The 14,625-nt window shown below is 48.1% G+C and carries 11 protein-coding genes; 2 read left to right on the top strand and 9 right to left on the bottom strand.

Annotation, left to right across the window (positions count from 1 at the left end):
• Positions 1–7: 7 nt before the first annotated feature.
• The 6 genes from MHB43_RS05225 to MHB43_RS05200 form a co-directional block, all read right to left on the bottom strand.
• Positions 8–1,372 carry a diaminobutyrate--2-oxoglutarate transaminase gene (locus MHB43_RS05225; RefSeq protein WP_339306997.1) on the bottom strand — a complete coding sequence of 455 codons (1,365 nt, stop codon included), beginning with the start codon at positions 1,370–1,372 and terminating at the stop codon, positions 8–10.
• Positions 1,373–1,450: 78 nt separating this feature from the next.
• A complete protein-coding gene (locus MHB43_RS05220; protein ID WP_405131489.1) occupies positions 1,451–2,473 on the bottom strand; it encodes a hypothetical protein in 1,023 nt (340 codons plus the stop codon).
• Positions 2,474–3,053: 580 nt separating this feature from the next.
• Positions 3,054–3,875, bottom strand: coding sequence for an ABC transporter ATP-binding protein (locus tag MHB43_RS05215; protein ID WP_100526515.1), 822 nt, complete (start codon positions 3,873–3,875; stop codon positions 3,054–3,056).
• Positions 3,876–3,888: 13 nt separating this feature from the next.
• A complete protein-coding gene (locus MHB43_RS05210) occupies positions 3,889–4,932 on the bottom strand; it encodes an iron ABC transporter permease (protein WP_339182256.1) in 1,044 nt (347 codons plus the stop codon).
• On the bottom strand, positions 4,929–5,942 hold the full coding sequence (locus tag MHB43_RS05205) for an iron ABC transporter permease (protein ID WP_339182254.1): 1,014 nt from the start codon (positions 5,940–5,942) through the stop codon (positions 4,929–4,931). The genes MHB43_RS05210 and MHB43_RS05205 overlap by 4 nt, the downstream gene beginning before the upstream one ends.
• Positions 5,943–6,039: 97 nt before the next feature.
• Positions 6,040–7,053: an iron-siderophore ABC transporter substrate-binding protein gene (locus MHB43_RS05200; RefSeq protein ID WP_339182252.1), complete on the bottom strand. Its 1,014-nt coding sequence runs from the start codon at positions 7,051–7,053 to the stop codon at positions 6,040–6,042.
• Positions 7,054–7,477: 424 nt separating this feature from the next.
• On the opposite strand from MHB43_RS05200, the gene MHB43_RS05195 reads away from it, so the two are divergent.
• Both MHB43_RS05195 and MHB43_RS05190 read left to right on the top strand, forming a co-directional pair.
• Positions 7,478–8,059 carry a hypothetical protein gene (locus tag MHB43_RS05195; protein WP_076213307.1) on the top strand — a complete coding sequence of 194 codons (582 nt, stop codon included), beginning with the start codon at positions 7,478–7,480 and terminating at the stop codon, positions 8,057–8,059.
• Between the two features lie 262 nt (positions 8,060–8,321).
• Positions 8,322–10,094, top strand: a complete 1,773-nt coding sequence (locus MHB43_RS05190; RefSeq protein WP_339182247.1) for an alpha-glycosidase — start codon at positions 8,322–8,324, stop codon at positions 10,092–10,094.
• 336 nt (positions 10,095–10,430) lie between these two features.
• Here the strand turns inward: MHB43_RS05190 and MHB43_RS05185 are convergent, their stop codons facing one another.
• From MHB43_RS05185 to MHB43_RS05175, 3 genes are read right to left on the bottom strand one after another with little or no spacing between them, the layout of a single operon-like run.
• On the bottom strand, positions 10,431–11,810 hold the full coding sequence (locus MHB43_RS05185) for an ANL family adenylate-forming protein (protein WP_405131488.1): 1,380 nt from the start codon (positions 11,808–11,810) through the stop codon (positions 10,431–10,433).
• Positions 11,807–13,222 carry a hypothetical protein gene (locus MHB43_RS05180; protein ID WP_405131487.1) on the bottom strand — a complete coding sequence of 472 codons (1,416 nt, stop codon included), beginning with the start codon at positions 13,220–13,222 and terminating at the stop codon, positions 11,807–11,809. Before MHB43_RS05180 ends, MHB43_RS05185 begins: the two co-directional genes overlap by 4 nt.
• Complete coding sequence (locus MHB43_RS05175; RefSeq protein ID WP_221818866.1) at positions 13,219–14,598, bottom strand: esterase family protein; 1,380 nt, start codon at positions 14,596–14,598, stop codon at positions 13,219–13,221. The genes MHB43_RS05180 and MHB43_RS05175 overlap by 4 nt, the downstream gene beginning before the upstream one ends.
• Positions 14,599–14,625 lie beyond the last annotated feature (27 nt).

The following is a 14,625-nucleotide window of genomic DNA, read 5'->3' as shown; positions in this document are numbered from 1 at the left end:
GATAGCTTCAACATGCAGCCGTTGCTAAAGCAATCGCTTCAGCTACCGATTTCTCAAAGATCGCAAGGATTGCACCCGATTCTTGTTCCGTAATATTCAGCGGCGGCAGAAAACGAACAACAGCTGAATGACGCCCGCCCAGTTCTACAATTAATCCATTCTTGAAACATTCACGCTGAATAGACTCAGCCAGCGCACCATTAGGCAGATAATGACCCAGACGATCCTTGCGTCCCATTGGATCAACCACCTCAACGCCAATCATCAGTCCTCTACCTCGCACATCACCAATCTCTGCATACCGCTCTTTCATTGCATTCAGTTGATTCATGAACTGCTCACTGCGTAGATGCACGTTGTGTAAAACATCCTGTTCCCGAATATAACGAAGTGTCGCAAGTCCCGCTGCCATGGCTAGTTGATTGCCACGGAACGTGCCTGTGTGTGCACCAGGTTGCCATTGATCCAACTCTTCCTTATAGATGACGACAGACATGGGCAGACTTCCGCCAACTGCTTTGGAGCAGATGATTACATCAGGTACAATCCCGGCATGTTCGAACGAAAACATTCGCCCTGTCCGTCCGATGCCTGTCTGCACTTCGTCGATGATAAGCGGAATGCTTCGCTCTGCCGTGATTCGGCGCAGCTCCCTAAGCCATTCAATATCTGCCGGAATGGCTCCACCTTCACCCTGTACCGTCTCCACAATGACCCCACACGGTGCGGCAATACCGCTCTCGCAATCATCGAGCAGGTTCTCGATATACTGTGCGCTCAACCGGGCCGTCATGCCTTCACCAACACCAAATGGGCAGCGGTATTCATAAGGAAACGGCAGGAAATGAACATCCGGTAGCAGGCTTTGCAGATGTTGTTTCTTGCTCAGGTTGCCACTCATCGACATCGTCGCTTGGGTCGAACCGTGATAACCACCTTGAAAAGCAAGAATGGATTTACCACCTGTAGCATGTTTGACCAGCTTAATGGCAGCTTCTACCGCATCGGCCCCGGTTGGACCACAGAACTGAATCTTGGCTTTATCTCGCATCTCTTCCGGAAGAATGGAGAATAGTTCTTGCATATATGAAAGCTTCAGCGGTGTTGCCAAATCCAGTGTATGTAGCGGAATCTGCTGATCCAGCACATCGCGAATGGCGTTGATCACCGTGTCATGGTTATGTCCCAGCGCCAATGTTCCTGCACCAGCCAGGCAGTCGTAGAATACGCGGCCTTCCGTATCGGTAATCTTCACCCCATGGGCCTTGCTAATGACTAGCGGGAAATGTCTGGGGTACGATCTTGCATTGGATTCCTTCTCATTTTGCAGCTTCAGATATTCCGTCTGCACCTCTTGCACCTCTACTGACATAGCCCTCTAACGCTCCTTATAATCGATTCAGGCTGAACCTGCTGCCTGTGTTTCTTGTTCTGCATCTTTTATCCGTTGTTATAAGCTGTACATCTTATATTCAAGTTGCTCCTGACACAGGTATTCCAGATATAACCGAACCACATCACGAGTTGTTCCACCATGGGGAAAGACGTGGTGTGTCATATCTGGCAAGGCGTTCACTTCCAGGATGCCCCCTTGTTCTCTAGAGATTGGATTGCGGATATCACAACAACGAACATCGACCCCTGCTACATCGATCTGAAGAGTCTTTGCCGCCTGAGTGATCATTCGGGCATTTTCAGGATGAATAATTTCGGTACAATCCTTGTAGAATTCACTGATTTTTCCGGCGGCAGAATTGCGGAGATCGTATAGCTCGATTTCTTTTCCCGCGGCAGGAACTTCATCAAGTGTTGTCCCTTGTGCATGTAATACCTCCAGCAGTCGTTCCGCTTCTGCATTAACCTCGGGGAACGCTTCATACTCGCCAATGTGCGTCATCTCGATTCGATCCTGATTCAACTGCTCTATCAATGCCCGAACGGTTGAAGTTCCGTCTCCCTCGACATAGACAGGCCGATACTGGTTCACAGCCGCCACTTCACCGTTAATGATCAGCACTCTGTAATCGATTCCGGTTACATATTGCTGCAACATGATGCTGCTGCCGTGGACACTCGCAAGATGAATGGCTGCCTTCAGTTCATCTTCGGTACGCACATCCAGAGTCACGCCCATGCTGCTGCTCGCATCCAGCGGTTTCACCACAATGGAGCGGTATCTATTCAGAAAAGCTGCTGCATTGCTCCCCATCTCTGGGATCACGATAAACGATGGTACAGGCATCCCCTGCTCATGCAGCAACATATTGCATGCCTGCTTGTTCTTCGCGAGCAGTCCAGCGATTAACGGCAGACGATGAGATCTGGTTTTGTTAATGATGATCTGCTTGTCCCCTACAGACAGCTTCAGAAAATCTTCGCATCCCTCAAGAAGTGGCTCACAGGTGATGCCCATTTCTCTCGCTTTGCTTATAATGAGTCGGTTTTGCAGATTATGAATCCCTTTCGGAAACACTGAAAATCCTCCTCGATCGAATGAAAGTACTCGCTCCTATATAAGTTGAATAACTGCTTTTACACGAAACCACTGCGCGGTCAGAACCATCTTCCGATCGCTGTTATCCCCAGATTTTTTGAATCCCTTATACAAAGGGGAAATCCGGTGATAAAGGCGAAGCTTATGCTTACGAAGCAGCTTTCTTGCAGAAAGCTTGTAGCTCCGCTTCTTCAGATCTCTTCTGCCCCCTCCGTTAACGTGTGAAATTTGAATTAAACTTATATTGCTCATACTCTCATCAATTTTTATTGTAATATGATATTGATAATGATTATCAATATCATATAAAATCTATTTTATGGCAATTCAAGTTATATTGTAAATAATAAACTTTTAAGGAAAAATAAGATTTAATTTTATGTGAGTTTAAGTCGCCTTATGTGGTTTAGGATCGAATAACAGGCACAACAAACCAGGCAAGCCTGGGACATGGTTTTACCAAAGGCTTGCCTAATTTGTCATCTGCATGATCATACAATGGAGTTGATGTGGAGTTTTGAATAACTGTTGAACGAATCAAGAGCGGACTTTTTGATCCTCAAGCCAGCTGAGTGTAACGCTGTTCCCCATTCAGCTTCCTCCCTCTTCCATGCGGGATGCAGGTTGGTGTACCGAACAACGGATCAACTGCAATCTCACACTCCATCTGGAAGACTTTACGGACCATGTCCTGTGTAACGATATCCTCTGGTTTACCTTCCGCGTAGATCGACTTGTTGTGAACAGCCACAATGTGATGCGCATAACGACATGCCAGATTCAGATCATGAAGTACCATGACAATCGTGCGTCCTTCCCGTTCGTTCAACTCAAATAGCAGATCAAGGATATCAATCTGATGTGTCATATCCAGATAGGTTGTAGGTTCATCCAGCAGTAGCGTTTCGGTGCCCTGCGCAAGTGTCATTGCAATCCAGGCACGCTGACGCTGTCCACCGGACAGTGCATCCACAGGCCGATCCGCGAGTTCAGTCAGATGTGTGGATTCCAGTGCCAGCTTGACCATGCGCTCATCCTCTCGTGACCATTGCTTCAGCCATGTTTGATGTGGATAACGTCCTTGCTTAACCAGTTGGTTCACCGTCAGGCCCTCCGGAGCGGTCGGACCCTGTGGCAGGATGGACATGCGTCTTGAAATTTCCTTGGTCGGCAGCTTTGCAATCTCTTCACCATCCAGCAGCACCGAACCGGAGCTGGATTTCAGCAACCGGGCCATCGTACGCAGCAGCGTAGATTTACCACAGCCGTTGCTGCCAATCAGGACGGTAATCTGTCCCTTGGGAATGGTCAGGTTCAAATTTTCAATAATGGGATCTGCTCCATAGGAGATCGTAAGCTCCTTGGCTTCCAGAATACTCACAGCTCGCTCCTCCTCAAAACTGATTTCGATTCTTGAACAACAAATACAGGAAAAATGGTGCGCCTACGCCTGCAGTGAATACCCCTGCGGGAACATCTAACGGTAGAAAAGCTGTGCGGGCAATCAGATCTGCCGCAAATACAAGCAGAGCACCCACCAGTCCAGACACAATCAGCATACTGCCAAACATCCGTCCAACCAGCTTCCGTGCAATATGTGGAGCGATCAGGCCAACAAACCCAATGGTTCCGGCTACTGCAACGGCAATTCCCGCCAGCAATACACTACATAACAACAACGCCGAACGATGCCGTTGAACGGTAACACCCAATCCCGTAGCCAGATCATCTCCGAACTCCTGTGCATTCAGGCTGCGGGCGAACCAGATCGCCAGCGGTACAACGATCACGATAACCGGTAAAATCGTTTGGACATCGGTCCACGATGCTCCGTATACACTTCCTGTCAGCCAGATATAGGCTTGACCTGCCGTGTAGAACGGACTCAGGATCAGCATAAAGGTCGTCCCGGCCCCGGTAATGGCCGATACTCCAATCCCGATCAGCACCAGACGGATCGGACTGACTCCCTTTTTCCAGGCAAGCACGTAGATAATCAAAGCCGTCACAATTGCGCCAGCGATGGCGAACAATGGCAACAACTTGATACTTACCGCTCCACCCAGCAACGTAACAAAACCTACAGCTGCAACGGCCGCGCCGCCTGTGATGCCGATGACATCCGGTGAGGCCAGCGGATTACGGATAATGCCTTGCAGAAGTGCGCCTGACATACCAAGGGCTGCTCCTACGAGCAGAGATAATAACACCCGTGGCAGTCTTAAGGTCAGCACGACGAAGTCATGCTCCCCTTCATTCAGACCGAATATCGTTCGAAGCACATCCAGCGGAGAGATAAAGTCACTGCCCACACTGGTACCAACAACCCCTGCCACCAGGAACAGGAGTATACATATGCCGATGACAACCAAAGATTTTCGTTCCATTTGCACCGAGATGGTGTCTTTTTTGTTGCGGAAAGTTAACAGCTTCCTCATATCTTCGTCACCCCCTTGCGGGCAATGTACACGAAGAAGGGTCCGCCAATCAGTGCAGTCATGACACCAAGTGGAACTTCCTGCGGCATAATCACCAGCCTTGCAACCACATCCGCAGACAACAGCAGAATCGCTCCCCCTACAATAGAGTATGGAACGAGCCAGCGGTAATCATTGCCCACCAGTGCACGCATGATATGCGGGACAACCAGACCAACGAGACCGATTGAACCGGCTACGGCAACCGAACCACCCGCCAGCAATACCGTAACAATTCCCATGAGCACCTTAACCAGAATTACATTCTGTCCCATGCCTTTGGCGATATCATCACCGGTCAAGAGCAGATTGATGGCTTTGCCCATGAACAGAGAGACAATGGCTGCGGCTGTCATGTACGGCAGAACAGGATATAACATATCCAACGTCCGACCACTTACTGATCCGGCAAGCCAGAACAATACATCCTGCAATCCGGTTCCATCCAGCACCAGAATGGCCTGTGTGAACGAGGCAAACAATGCTGAGATAGCCGTACCCGCCAGTACAATTTTGATCGGTGTCAGGCCATCACGACCGAGGGAACCTAGCCCATATACAATCGCCGCGGCAACCGCAGCTCCAGCAAAACCAAACCACATCATGGTGGTGAGCGAAGATACGGACAATACCACGATGGCAATGACAATAAAAAAGATTGCACCCGCATTGATCCCGAACACACTTGGTGATGCCAGCGGGTTACGTGTCAATGCCTGCATCAGTCCGCCTGCCACAGCCAAACTTGCTCCCACAACAGCAGCAATAACCGTACGTGGCAATCGTTCCGTCAGCAGAACCACATGTTGCACAGAACTCTCGTCATAGAATTGCAGTGCTTCCCATGCCATCTGAAACGTGATATGCGTACGTCCCAGAATCATACTGGCTAGGCAAGCTAGTAGAAGTAATATGCATAAACCAACCAGTCCATAGATCTTGGAGCTTGCCTTTGTAAAAAGGGGAAACATATTCTCACTCTTTCATCTGTAAAATGACAAAAGACCTGCCTGCCCATACACTTCGTTAACGAATGTCCTGGTGCATGGCAGGTCCTGCTCCTGTTAGTTAGTTCAGGTTGAACTGCTTATATAGATCGTCCAGCATCATGTTGGCCGATGTGTATCCACCTGCCATGTTCCAGGCCACTTCATCGACCTGAACCAATTGGTTGTTTTTGACTGCATCAAGGTTTTTCCACAGTGGACTGCTGGTCCAATCATCATAATTTTTCTGAATGGCATCGGTTTCTGTACCTGAGTTGAAGTTAAAGATCATGTCTGCATTCATATCCGGAATGTTTTCTTTGGAAGTCAATTCAACTCCCCATGTGTCTGCGTCATGTCCCGCAGGTCTCGTGAACCCAAGTTCTTTCAGAATCTTACCTGCGTATCCCATGTAGAAAATACGAACCTGATCGGCTCTAAAGTTCGTGATGGTTGCTTCAATCGGCAGACGATCCCCCATTTTCTCTTTAAAATCAGCTACACGGCCATCCCAATCAGACAACAATTTATCCGATTGCTCAACCATATTCATCGCTTCCCCAACAGTTTTCACCGTTTCTTTCCAGTCAAAAAGCGTCTCCGTCACTACCGTTGGTGCGATCTGCGACAGTTGCTCATAGATTTCTTCATGTCTGATCTTCGTAGCAATAATCAAGTCGGGTTTCAATTTGTTGATCTCTTCCAGATTGGGCTGCGATTCCTGTCCTACTTGTGGAACTCCGTCCAGATCTTCTCTCAGATATTCATATACCGGCTGCTGAACCCATGATTCCACCACGCCTGTCGGTTTCACGCCAAGTGCAACAACGACATCATTTGCACCCTGGAACAGTGTCACGATCTTTTGCGGGGTTCCCTTGATTGTGGTTTCGCCCATGGCATGTTTGATCACTCGGGTCTGATCTTCAGTCGCACTGGCGGTTGTATCACTTTCTTTATTGCTCTCATTGCTGCTTGCAGCTTGGCTGGACGTATTCGTTGTCTCGGCACTTCCACCCGAAGCACAACCAGCAAGTAGTGAAATCATCAGAATAAGCGCTGCATAAATGTATAGCTTTTTCTTTACTTTATACATGAAATCCGTCTCCCCTTTTTTATCTAAATGATATTGAATCTCATTATCAATTGTATTGTAATGGAGATGAAATCATTATACAAGCATTTTATTTGGAAAAACTTCTCACTCCCTGTCGAACTCTATAACTTCATAAAACAACATTAAATAAAGATATATGAACCCAACCAATACAATATATATGAATACAATACGCCTCCACATAAACCATATATGTAATTTTTTCTCTATAACTTAACATGCACATTTCTCTTCTTACTTGTAGCTTCATCTAATACATGTCCTTTTGGATAGTGAATCATTATTCATTCATATACGTTTAACTGATGAATCAACTGTAAAACAATTCCTGTAATTTCTTGTCGTACTATGTTAGATTATCCATTGGAATAAAATCACATCTATAGATAGGGGAATTTTTAACGTGAAAAAATCTTGGATTTTATCATTTATTATGAGTTTTGTATTGCTCGGCGGGGTGTTCGCACCTGCAGGGTCCTATGCCGCTGCTGCAGATGACTCAACCACTACATATTCGGAAGACGAATACTATGAAGAAGTTGACACGTCAGAACAAGAACCGATTCCTACAGTCGAAGAAGAAGATTTCCTCAACTATCTGGATGCATTGACTGATCCTGCCGTATACGAGAAGAAAGCGTTGAATGCAGTGGGTGGTAGCACGTACATCACATCTTCCAATCGCAAATCCTTCTATCTGAAACTGAACAATACAGCTATCCCTAACTACACCAAGTATGTCTCCATGCTGAAACAGATCAAACCGGAGAACGCTGAACTAAAAAAAATCCATGCCAAACTGATCAAAGGCAGCTATGCTCAGCTTGAAGGATATCAATTGTTCAAAAAGTCTGTTGCCAAAACGAAAGTAAACAGCAAGCTGCTTAAACAAGGTAATGACAAGATTGCATTAGGAATCAAAAGCATTCAACAATACCATGCTGAAATCAGAGCCTATGGCGAAAAACTCGGCTACCAAATGTAAAACAGCCACACATGTATAACGTCAGACTGCACTATTCTGGCGTTCACGTGTGAATGGAATCATCGTTTTATCCTTTTTAAGAATTTTTGAAATTTAAGGAAAAAAAGTGTTTTCTTTTGCTGAGTTAGTTCGTATAATAGCACTATAATCAAAAGGCTATGCTGCCGAAAGGTACAACCTCGTGAACAATTGAGGTTGTGCCTTTTTTGCGTTTAATGGCCGCTTTTATCTGAATTTCATCATCTGACGAGGAGTGATTTACATGATTCTTGAAGCCATCTACCACCGCCCCAAACTCAATTGGTCTTATGCTTATGACCGCTCGACTATGCACCTCCGACTTCGGTCCAAACGTGGGGATCTGGATGCGGTGATTGCCATTACCGGTGACAAATATGCCTGGGATCGGACGATCACACATATCCCTATGCACATCTTTGCCCGGGATGAAATGTTCGATTATTGGGAAGCCGAGACTTCACCTCCCTATCGCAGATTGCGGTATGGATTCCAACTGATTCAGGGAGAGGAATCGGTCTGGATGACAGAACGCGGATTCGAGCAGGCGCTGCCTGATCATCCACTTGAATTCTTTGATTTTCCATTTATGAATCCAGTCGACATTTTTGAACCGCCTGCCTGGGTTAAGGACGCTGTGTTTTATCAGATTTTCCCTGAACGTTATGCCAATGGCGATCCATCCATCAGCCCCAAAAATGCAGAACCCTGGGGAGGAGAACCTACACCGGTGAACTTCTTCGGCGGTGATCTCCAAGGTGTGCTGGACCATCTGGATCATATAAGTCAGCTTGGCATCAATGCCATCTACTTCTGTCCGCTGTTCGAGGCCACGACGAATCACAAATACAATACAGGCGATTACATGAAAGTTGATCCTCACTTCGGAACCAATGAACAGTTCAAGGCGTTCGTGGACGCCTGTCATCAGCGCGGCATACGTGTCGTTCTGGATGCGGTATTCAATCATTCCGGCAGAGAGTTCCCTCCTTTTGTCGATGTCATGAAGAATGGAGCCACTTCTCCCTACGCAGACTGGTTCTATATCAAAGACTGGCCGCCACGTGTGGAGGATGGCATACCGACTTATGACACTTTTGCCTTTGAACCGCTTATGCCGAAGCTAAATACAGAACACCCTGAGGTGAAGGCATATCTGCTGGAGGTAGGACGTTTCTGGATTGAAGAGATGGACATTGACGGCTGGAGGCTCGATGTAGCCAACGAGGTGGATCATCAGTTCTGGCGCGAATTCCGTCAGACGGTAAAAGCCATCAAACCTGACGCCTATTTGCTTGGTGAGATCTGGCATGATTCGCTCATGTGGCTTCAGGGAGACCAGTTCGATGCCGTGATGAATTATCCGTTTACCAATTCGGTATTGGACTATACGGTGCATGGCAAGCTCGATGGACTTGGATTTGCCAATGAGATTGGCAAACTGCTTGCAGCCTATTCACAGCCTGTAACGGAAGCCGCCTTCAATCTGCTCGGAAGTCATGATACACCCAGACTGCTGTCCTTGTGTGATGGAGATGAGCGCAAGATGAAACTTGCCGTTACGTTACTACTTACGTATCCAGGTGTGCCATGTATCTATTATGGAGACGAAGTGGGACTTGATGGAGGATATGATCCGGGTTGCCGCAAGTGTATGGAGTGGGATGAGACCAAGCAGAATCGCGAACTTCTGGAATTCTTCACCCGTACGATTGCCCTTCGCAAACAGCACCCTGCCCTGCGCAGCACGGAACTGAAGATTGTATATGCAAAAGCCGGAGACCCTTGTCTTGCTATTGAACGATTGGATTCGCATACGGGAGAGCGCATGCTTCTTGTGCTGAATGCGGGTGATGAGACGTGTACCCTTGAACTCCCTTTGGCAGATCGTAACGTCTGGCGAAATCTGTTCACATCAAACACCGTGGAAGCTCGGCAAAATAAACTGACCCTCGATTTGGAAGCATACGGATTCTCCTTACTGCAAATGGAGGCCAAACAACCCGCGAAAGCCTGATAGGAATACGGCTAACAAGGTAAAAAAATCAAAGAGGCTGTCCTCCAGGTCATATTGACGACCGGGGAACAGCCTCTCCTGCATCTTATACGTCATATCCTAACGAACCCAGCACACGTTATTTGCTTCATTATACGCGGGCTAAATGCCTAACGACTCAGAGAGACCTTATTGCGTCCAATAAGTCGATTTTCGCAAGCAGAAGCCGTATTTTTGACGCAATAACGTTACTGAGATTCGTTAGGTTTTACTTTTCTTGATTATTCCCTCAATACGATGTTTGAGGTTCGTTAGCGATACCGATTCAAGCAAGGTGAAACTCTTCGAAGCAGCGACCTATTTCCCAGCCGAGGCGAAGGATATCGAAGTCATCGGTTTTCGTATTTTCTTCATTCTTGAACTTACAAGAGCTTCCTGTGTAATTACGATTTTCTGCGGAATCTTGTATGAAGGCAGCTTGTCCCGACAATATTCCCAGATGGATCGCCGCAGATCGGTGAGAGTACATTCTGTAGCCAGCCGGATCGTCACCTTCACCCTCTGACCGGTGATACCGCTGTGATCTCCCGAAACTACGGCCGCTTCAATACATTCCATCTCTTCCAGAACACCCTCGACCTCGGCAGGATACACTTTCCGTCCCCCTACGTTAATGATCTCGGAACGACGTCCCAGAATTCGAATATACCCCTCTTCCAGCACAGCTTCATCACCTGTTCGCAGCCACCCATCCTCTGTAAAGGGTGATGGAGCATTCAGATATCCAATCATCGCGGTTTCCGTATGAATCTGCAATTCTCCTTCCACCACCCGGTACTTGACCCCTTCGTCTTGAATGGAAAACAACAGCGAGCCTTGTTCTTTGGAGCGGGTTGGCAGAATGCCAAGTTCAGACATGCCATAGGCCTGTATCGTCCTTAGTTGTGGAAATCTCCGGTTCCAGGCTGCCAGTACGGATTCAGGCATCACTTCCGATCCGTATGACACAACTTCGAGACTGGATAGATCATACCCCTCATCATTTCTACCCAGCAGCAACAGATTCATGAATGTTGGAGAGACCGGAAGAGCCTGCACACGAAACTTCTCAATCGTTCGGCACACTTCTTCGGGAGATCGATCCGCAATGATACACAGACAGCCCCCACTGGACAGGGATTGCAGCATGGTATTTACACCACCGATATGATCAAACATCATGAATGGAATCGTTCGCAAAGGCCGAACTTGCCGCCGAAAACCATGTAACAGCCGATCTGCACGATGCACAGTCGCTTTACTCACTCCGGTTGATCCGGATGAAAAGAGTACCAATCCCCCTACGCCATCCTGTGCCAGCGAGGATAACAATACAGGAACCTCTCCAGATAATTCACCCGTTTGCCGAATGCACAACTGGCCATCCTCAATGCCCAAACGCCACTTCACCTGTGCCAGCTGGATATATTCCTGTCGTTTGGCTTCAACCAGGTACCGATCCATGGGAAGCACGATACACCCTTGTCCGAGCAAAGCAACCAATGCTGCCGCTGCATAGGGGGAATAGTCTTCCTCCAGCGTTACAAGTTGCCCAGTCAGCCCTTCTGCTGTAATCCACTTACTCATGATGCCAACCTGTTCCAGCAGCCACCGATAGCTGTACTCCTGATCTTTCCAGATCAGCGCAGGATGCTGTCCCTGTTCCGCGAATCGTTCAAGTAAGAATTGGTTCATCATCTTGCATCCTCCTCACGGTCAGGTGCCCATTGCTGTGCGAGATAATCCACAAGTGAACCCACGGTCTGATATGGGCTTTCCGGCATGGAAGCAGCAGCCATCTCCGCCAGTGCGGCTCCCATCCCCGTCCCCCATCGATCTTCGATTCCCTGCTCTACCACTGCAAGCAATGACACGAGTTCCAGCGAATCCAGTTGCCCACTTCGTCCATACAGTGGAGTGTTACCACCCTCACCAAGTGGAATCGTTGTATTATGGTACGCGTTTAACTCCCGACAACTATCCAATACGATACGGAGCAAATCCTCCCTGTGTTCTTGTCCAATCATCGACACAGCCTGACGTGGGAAACAATCTGCCTGAGGTATGGACTGTCGAAGTGACTCATACCAGTGCCATTCATCGGTGACCAACATTTTAATTACACCTGTTAGCTGTACTTTCCACTGCTCACGCTGTTTTATTCGACTGACCTGAAGCATATTGTAGGCCTTCTCCCAACGTACGATAATTTCGCTAAATTCTCTTGCATATCGATCAAGGGGAGAACCTAGCCACAAGGCTGACTCTTGAAGCAAATCATTTAGAAAATATCGGCTCCACCGCATATCAAACAGCAGACCGGATATCAGCATTTCATTGTCCTGCTCCCCTTCACTCGCCTCATGCAGTGCATGTAACAGTTGCAGCGATACCGCATGTCCAAAATAATAATTGCGCTCTCCTTGTGTAATCGTCCTGCCTGTCAGAAATTCTTCAATCTGTGTTGTCAGCGCCTGGGTCAACATCTCGCGATAACCCGCTGAGTCCAGTTTCACAGTCGCCCGAATGTCCATGGTGCCATACGTTCGAAGTTCTTCTTTGCGCTTGGCCTGAGCAAGCTCGGGTATGCTTTGGTTACCTTTCCAGAAGTCATGAAAGGCCCTTTGAGCAACCTTTCCATAATACTTGGAGGGCACGGGATCATAGACGTGGACATGCTCATCTTCCATACCATACACGGCAATCCAATGGTCTACCAGATGCAGTCGGGAGCCTTGCTTCACGTGTTTGCGAATGTACTCGGGATTCTGATAATCCTCACAATAAGGCAGGTGATAACTGGTTCCTGTAGCCAGAAAAAGCTCACCTTCGCCGATATACTGCCGGATCAGCGTCTTCCCCTCTTCGAAGCTTCCCAGCTCCCGCTGTCCATACATCTCCCAGATCGGCTCTACATAATCCAGTTTGTGAAAATAAGGCTTCACCAGTCCGTTATCCCCACACGAAGGAAGGCTGTACAACCGACTTGCCGCCAGCAGTGCAAGACTTGTGATGGACCCTTGTCGATGGAGCACTTCATGAATCAGAGGGAAATTGCAGGGATAATAATAGGGAATGTCCAGCACTGGAGCGAATGAAGGAATGTTCATTTTGGGCCTCCTGTTCCCGTTTTGGCTGACGTACTGCCCCAGGATTGGATTTGGTAATGCACAGACATATCATCTGTTGCTCGAAATACCCGATTGGCAATAGGTTTGCCATCCACATCGGTCTCGAAACGACGGAAACCGCGAGTAAATCGGAAGGAGAAACCACTATCTCGCGGGACTCGGTAACTACCTTCATATCGACCTTTACCAGAACGAACCAGCTTCATGCCCATGCCACCATATATCGTTTCCTCCGAATCTTCATCGGGGGCTACTTCTGCACGGATGCACACCTCTACGTGCGTAGACAATTCGGGAATGACCGTATAGATGCGTGTAGTAGACAGTTCCCCCGCAGTCAGCGTGATGGATGCACTTCCAATACCGACCGGAATTAACTCTCCACTCGCATGCACCTGAAGTATATTCGGGTCACTCGAAGTATAATTCCCATGCAGCAGACTCTGAACCAACCCACTCTCGTAGTGAATCTGTGCATTGATACACACGGTCATTCCACCCTGTAGTCCGATGACATCCCTTCCAAGCAGCTTGAGCGAAGAGGGCTTACCCACGTGGCCGAACATGTATATTAACGGGAGATGAACGCGTGCTCCCCAGTCACCTTCCTGATGACAGGCACCCTGCTGTTCCAGAAATGCCAATTCTTCACCCGGTCTGACTCCGCGTTCAAGTAATTGATGAGCTACCCTTCTGACCTGGGAAGGCAGAAACAGACCTTCCGTATCTCCAATATCCATCCACATTCGAACGGCAGGTACTTCCTCTGGCAGACGGTACATGTTTTCTTCCAACAGTCCGCTATCCGACGTTTCGTCCAGCTGCACATCCACATAGAATGGTGACATCATGATCAGTTTTCCGAAAACATCCGGATTTCGCATCCCCATGTGCAATGTACAAAGCGCCGCGGCAGATGAACCCAACAGTCCGGTATTCGACTTGTCCGGCAGCGTACGGTAACGATGATCAATGAGCGGCTTGAGCTCATGAATGATGAAATGTTCATAGGCAATGCCTGAGCACCCCACACTCACGGCCTCTCTCTCAGGAGCAATGAAGTGGTAGAATTCGTTGTGCGTGACTGGACGGACATGCGTAATGCCGACAATAATCAGTGATTCAATCTGCCCGGAGGAAATAAGACCGTCTGCTGCCTGGTCCATATTCCATGTTTCATTGCCTGGCCCAGATGGACCAAAAGCCCGCTGCCCCGCATGAACGTACAAAACCGGATAATGCCGAGCTGTCTGCTCATGGTAACCGGGCGGGAGGTACACATAAATGTTGCGGATATTGCCCAGCCGCGACGCCTGAATGCCTTCCAAACATTCGATGACAGAATGGGTACTCAACGATCATCAACCGCCTCTCTTCTCCCG

Origin of the sequence: Paenibacillus sp. FSL H8-0317, assembly GCF_045040685.1 — a bacterium.
Taxonomy (GTDB): Bacteria; Bacillota; Bacilli; order Paenibacillales; family Paenibacillaceae; genus Paenibacillus.
Note: the sequence above shows the minus strand (reverse complement) of the source record. Positions and strands in the feature narration are given on the sequence as shown.

What these genes read in the sequence shown, in the direction of transcription:
- MHB43_RS05225 (WP_339306997.1), bottom strand. Translation starts at nt 1,372, where the DNA reads ATGTCAGTAGAGGTGCAAGAGGTGCAGACGGAATATCTGAAGCTGCAA.
- MHB43_RS05210 (WP_339182256.1), bottom strand. Translation starts at nt 4,932, where the DNA reads ATGAGGAAGCTGTTAACTTTCCGCAACAAAAAAGACACCATCTCGGTG.
- MHB43_RS05180 (WP_405131487.1), bottom strand. Translation starts at nt 13,222, where the DNA reads ATGAACATTCCTTCATTCGCTCCAGTGCTGGACATTCCCTATTATTAT.
- MHB43_RS05200 (WP_339182252.1), bottom strand. Translation starts at nt 7,053, where the DNA reads ATGTATAAAGTAAAGAAAAAGCTATACATTTATGCAGCGCTTATTCTG.
- MHB43_RS05205 (WP_339182254.1), bottom strand. Translation starts at nt 5,942, where the DNA reads ATGTTTCCCCTTTTTACAAAGGCAAGCTCCAAGATCTATGGACTGGTT.
- MHB43_RS05185 (WP_405131488.1), bottom strand. Translation starts at nt 11,810, where the DNA reads ATGATGAACCAATTCTTACTTGAACGATTCGCGGAACAGGGACAGCAT.
- MHB43_RS05190 (WP_339182247.1), top strand. Translation starts at nt 8,322, where the DNA reads ATGATTCTTGAAGCCATCTACCACCGCCCCAAACTCAATTGGTCTTAT.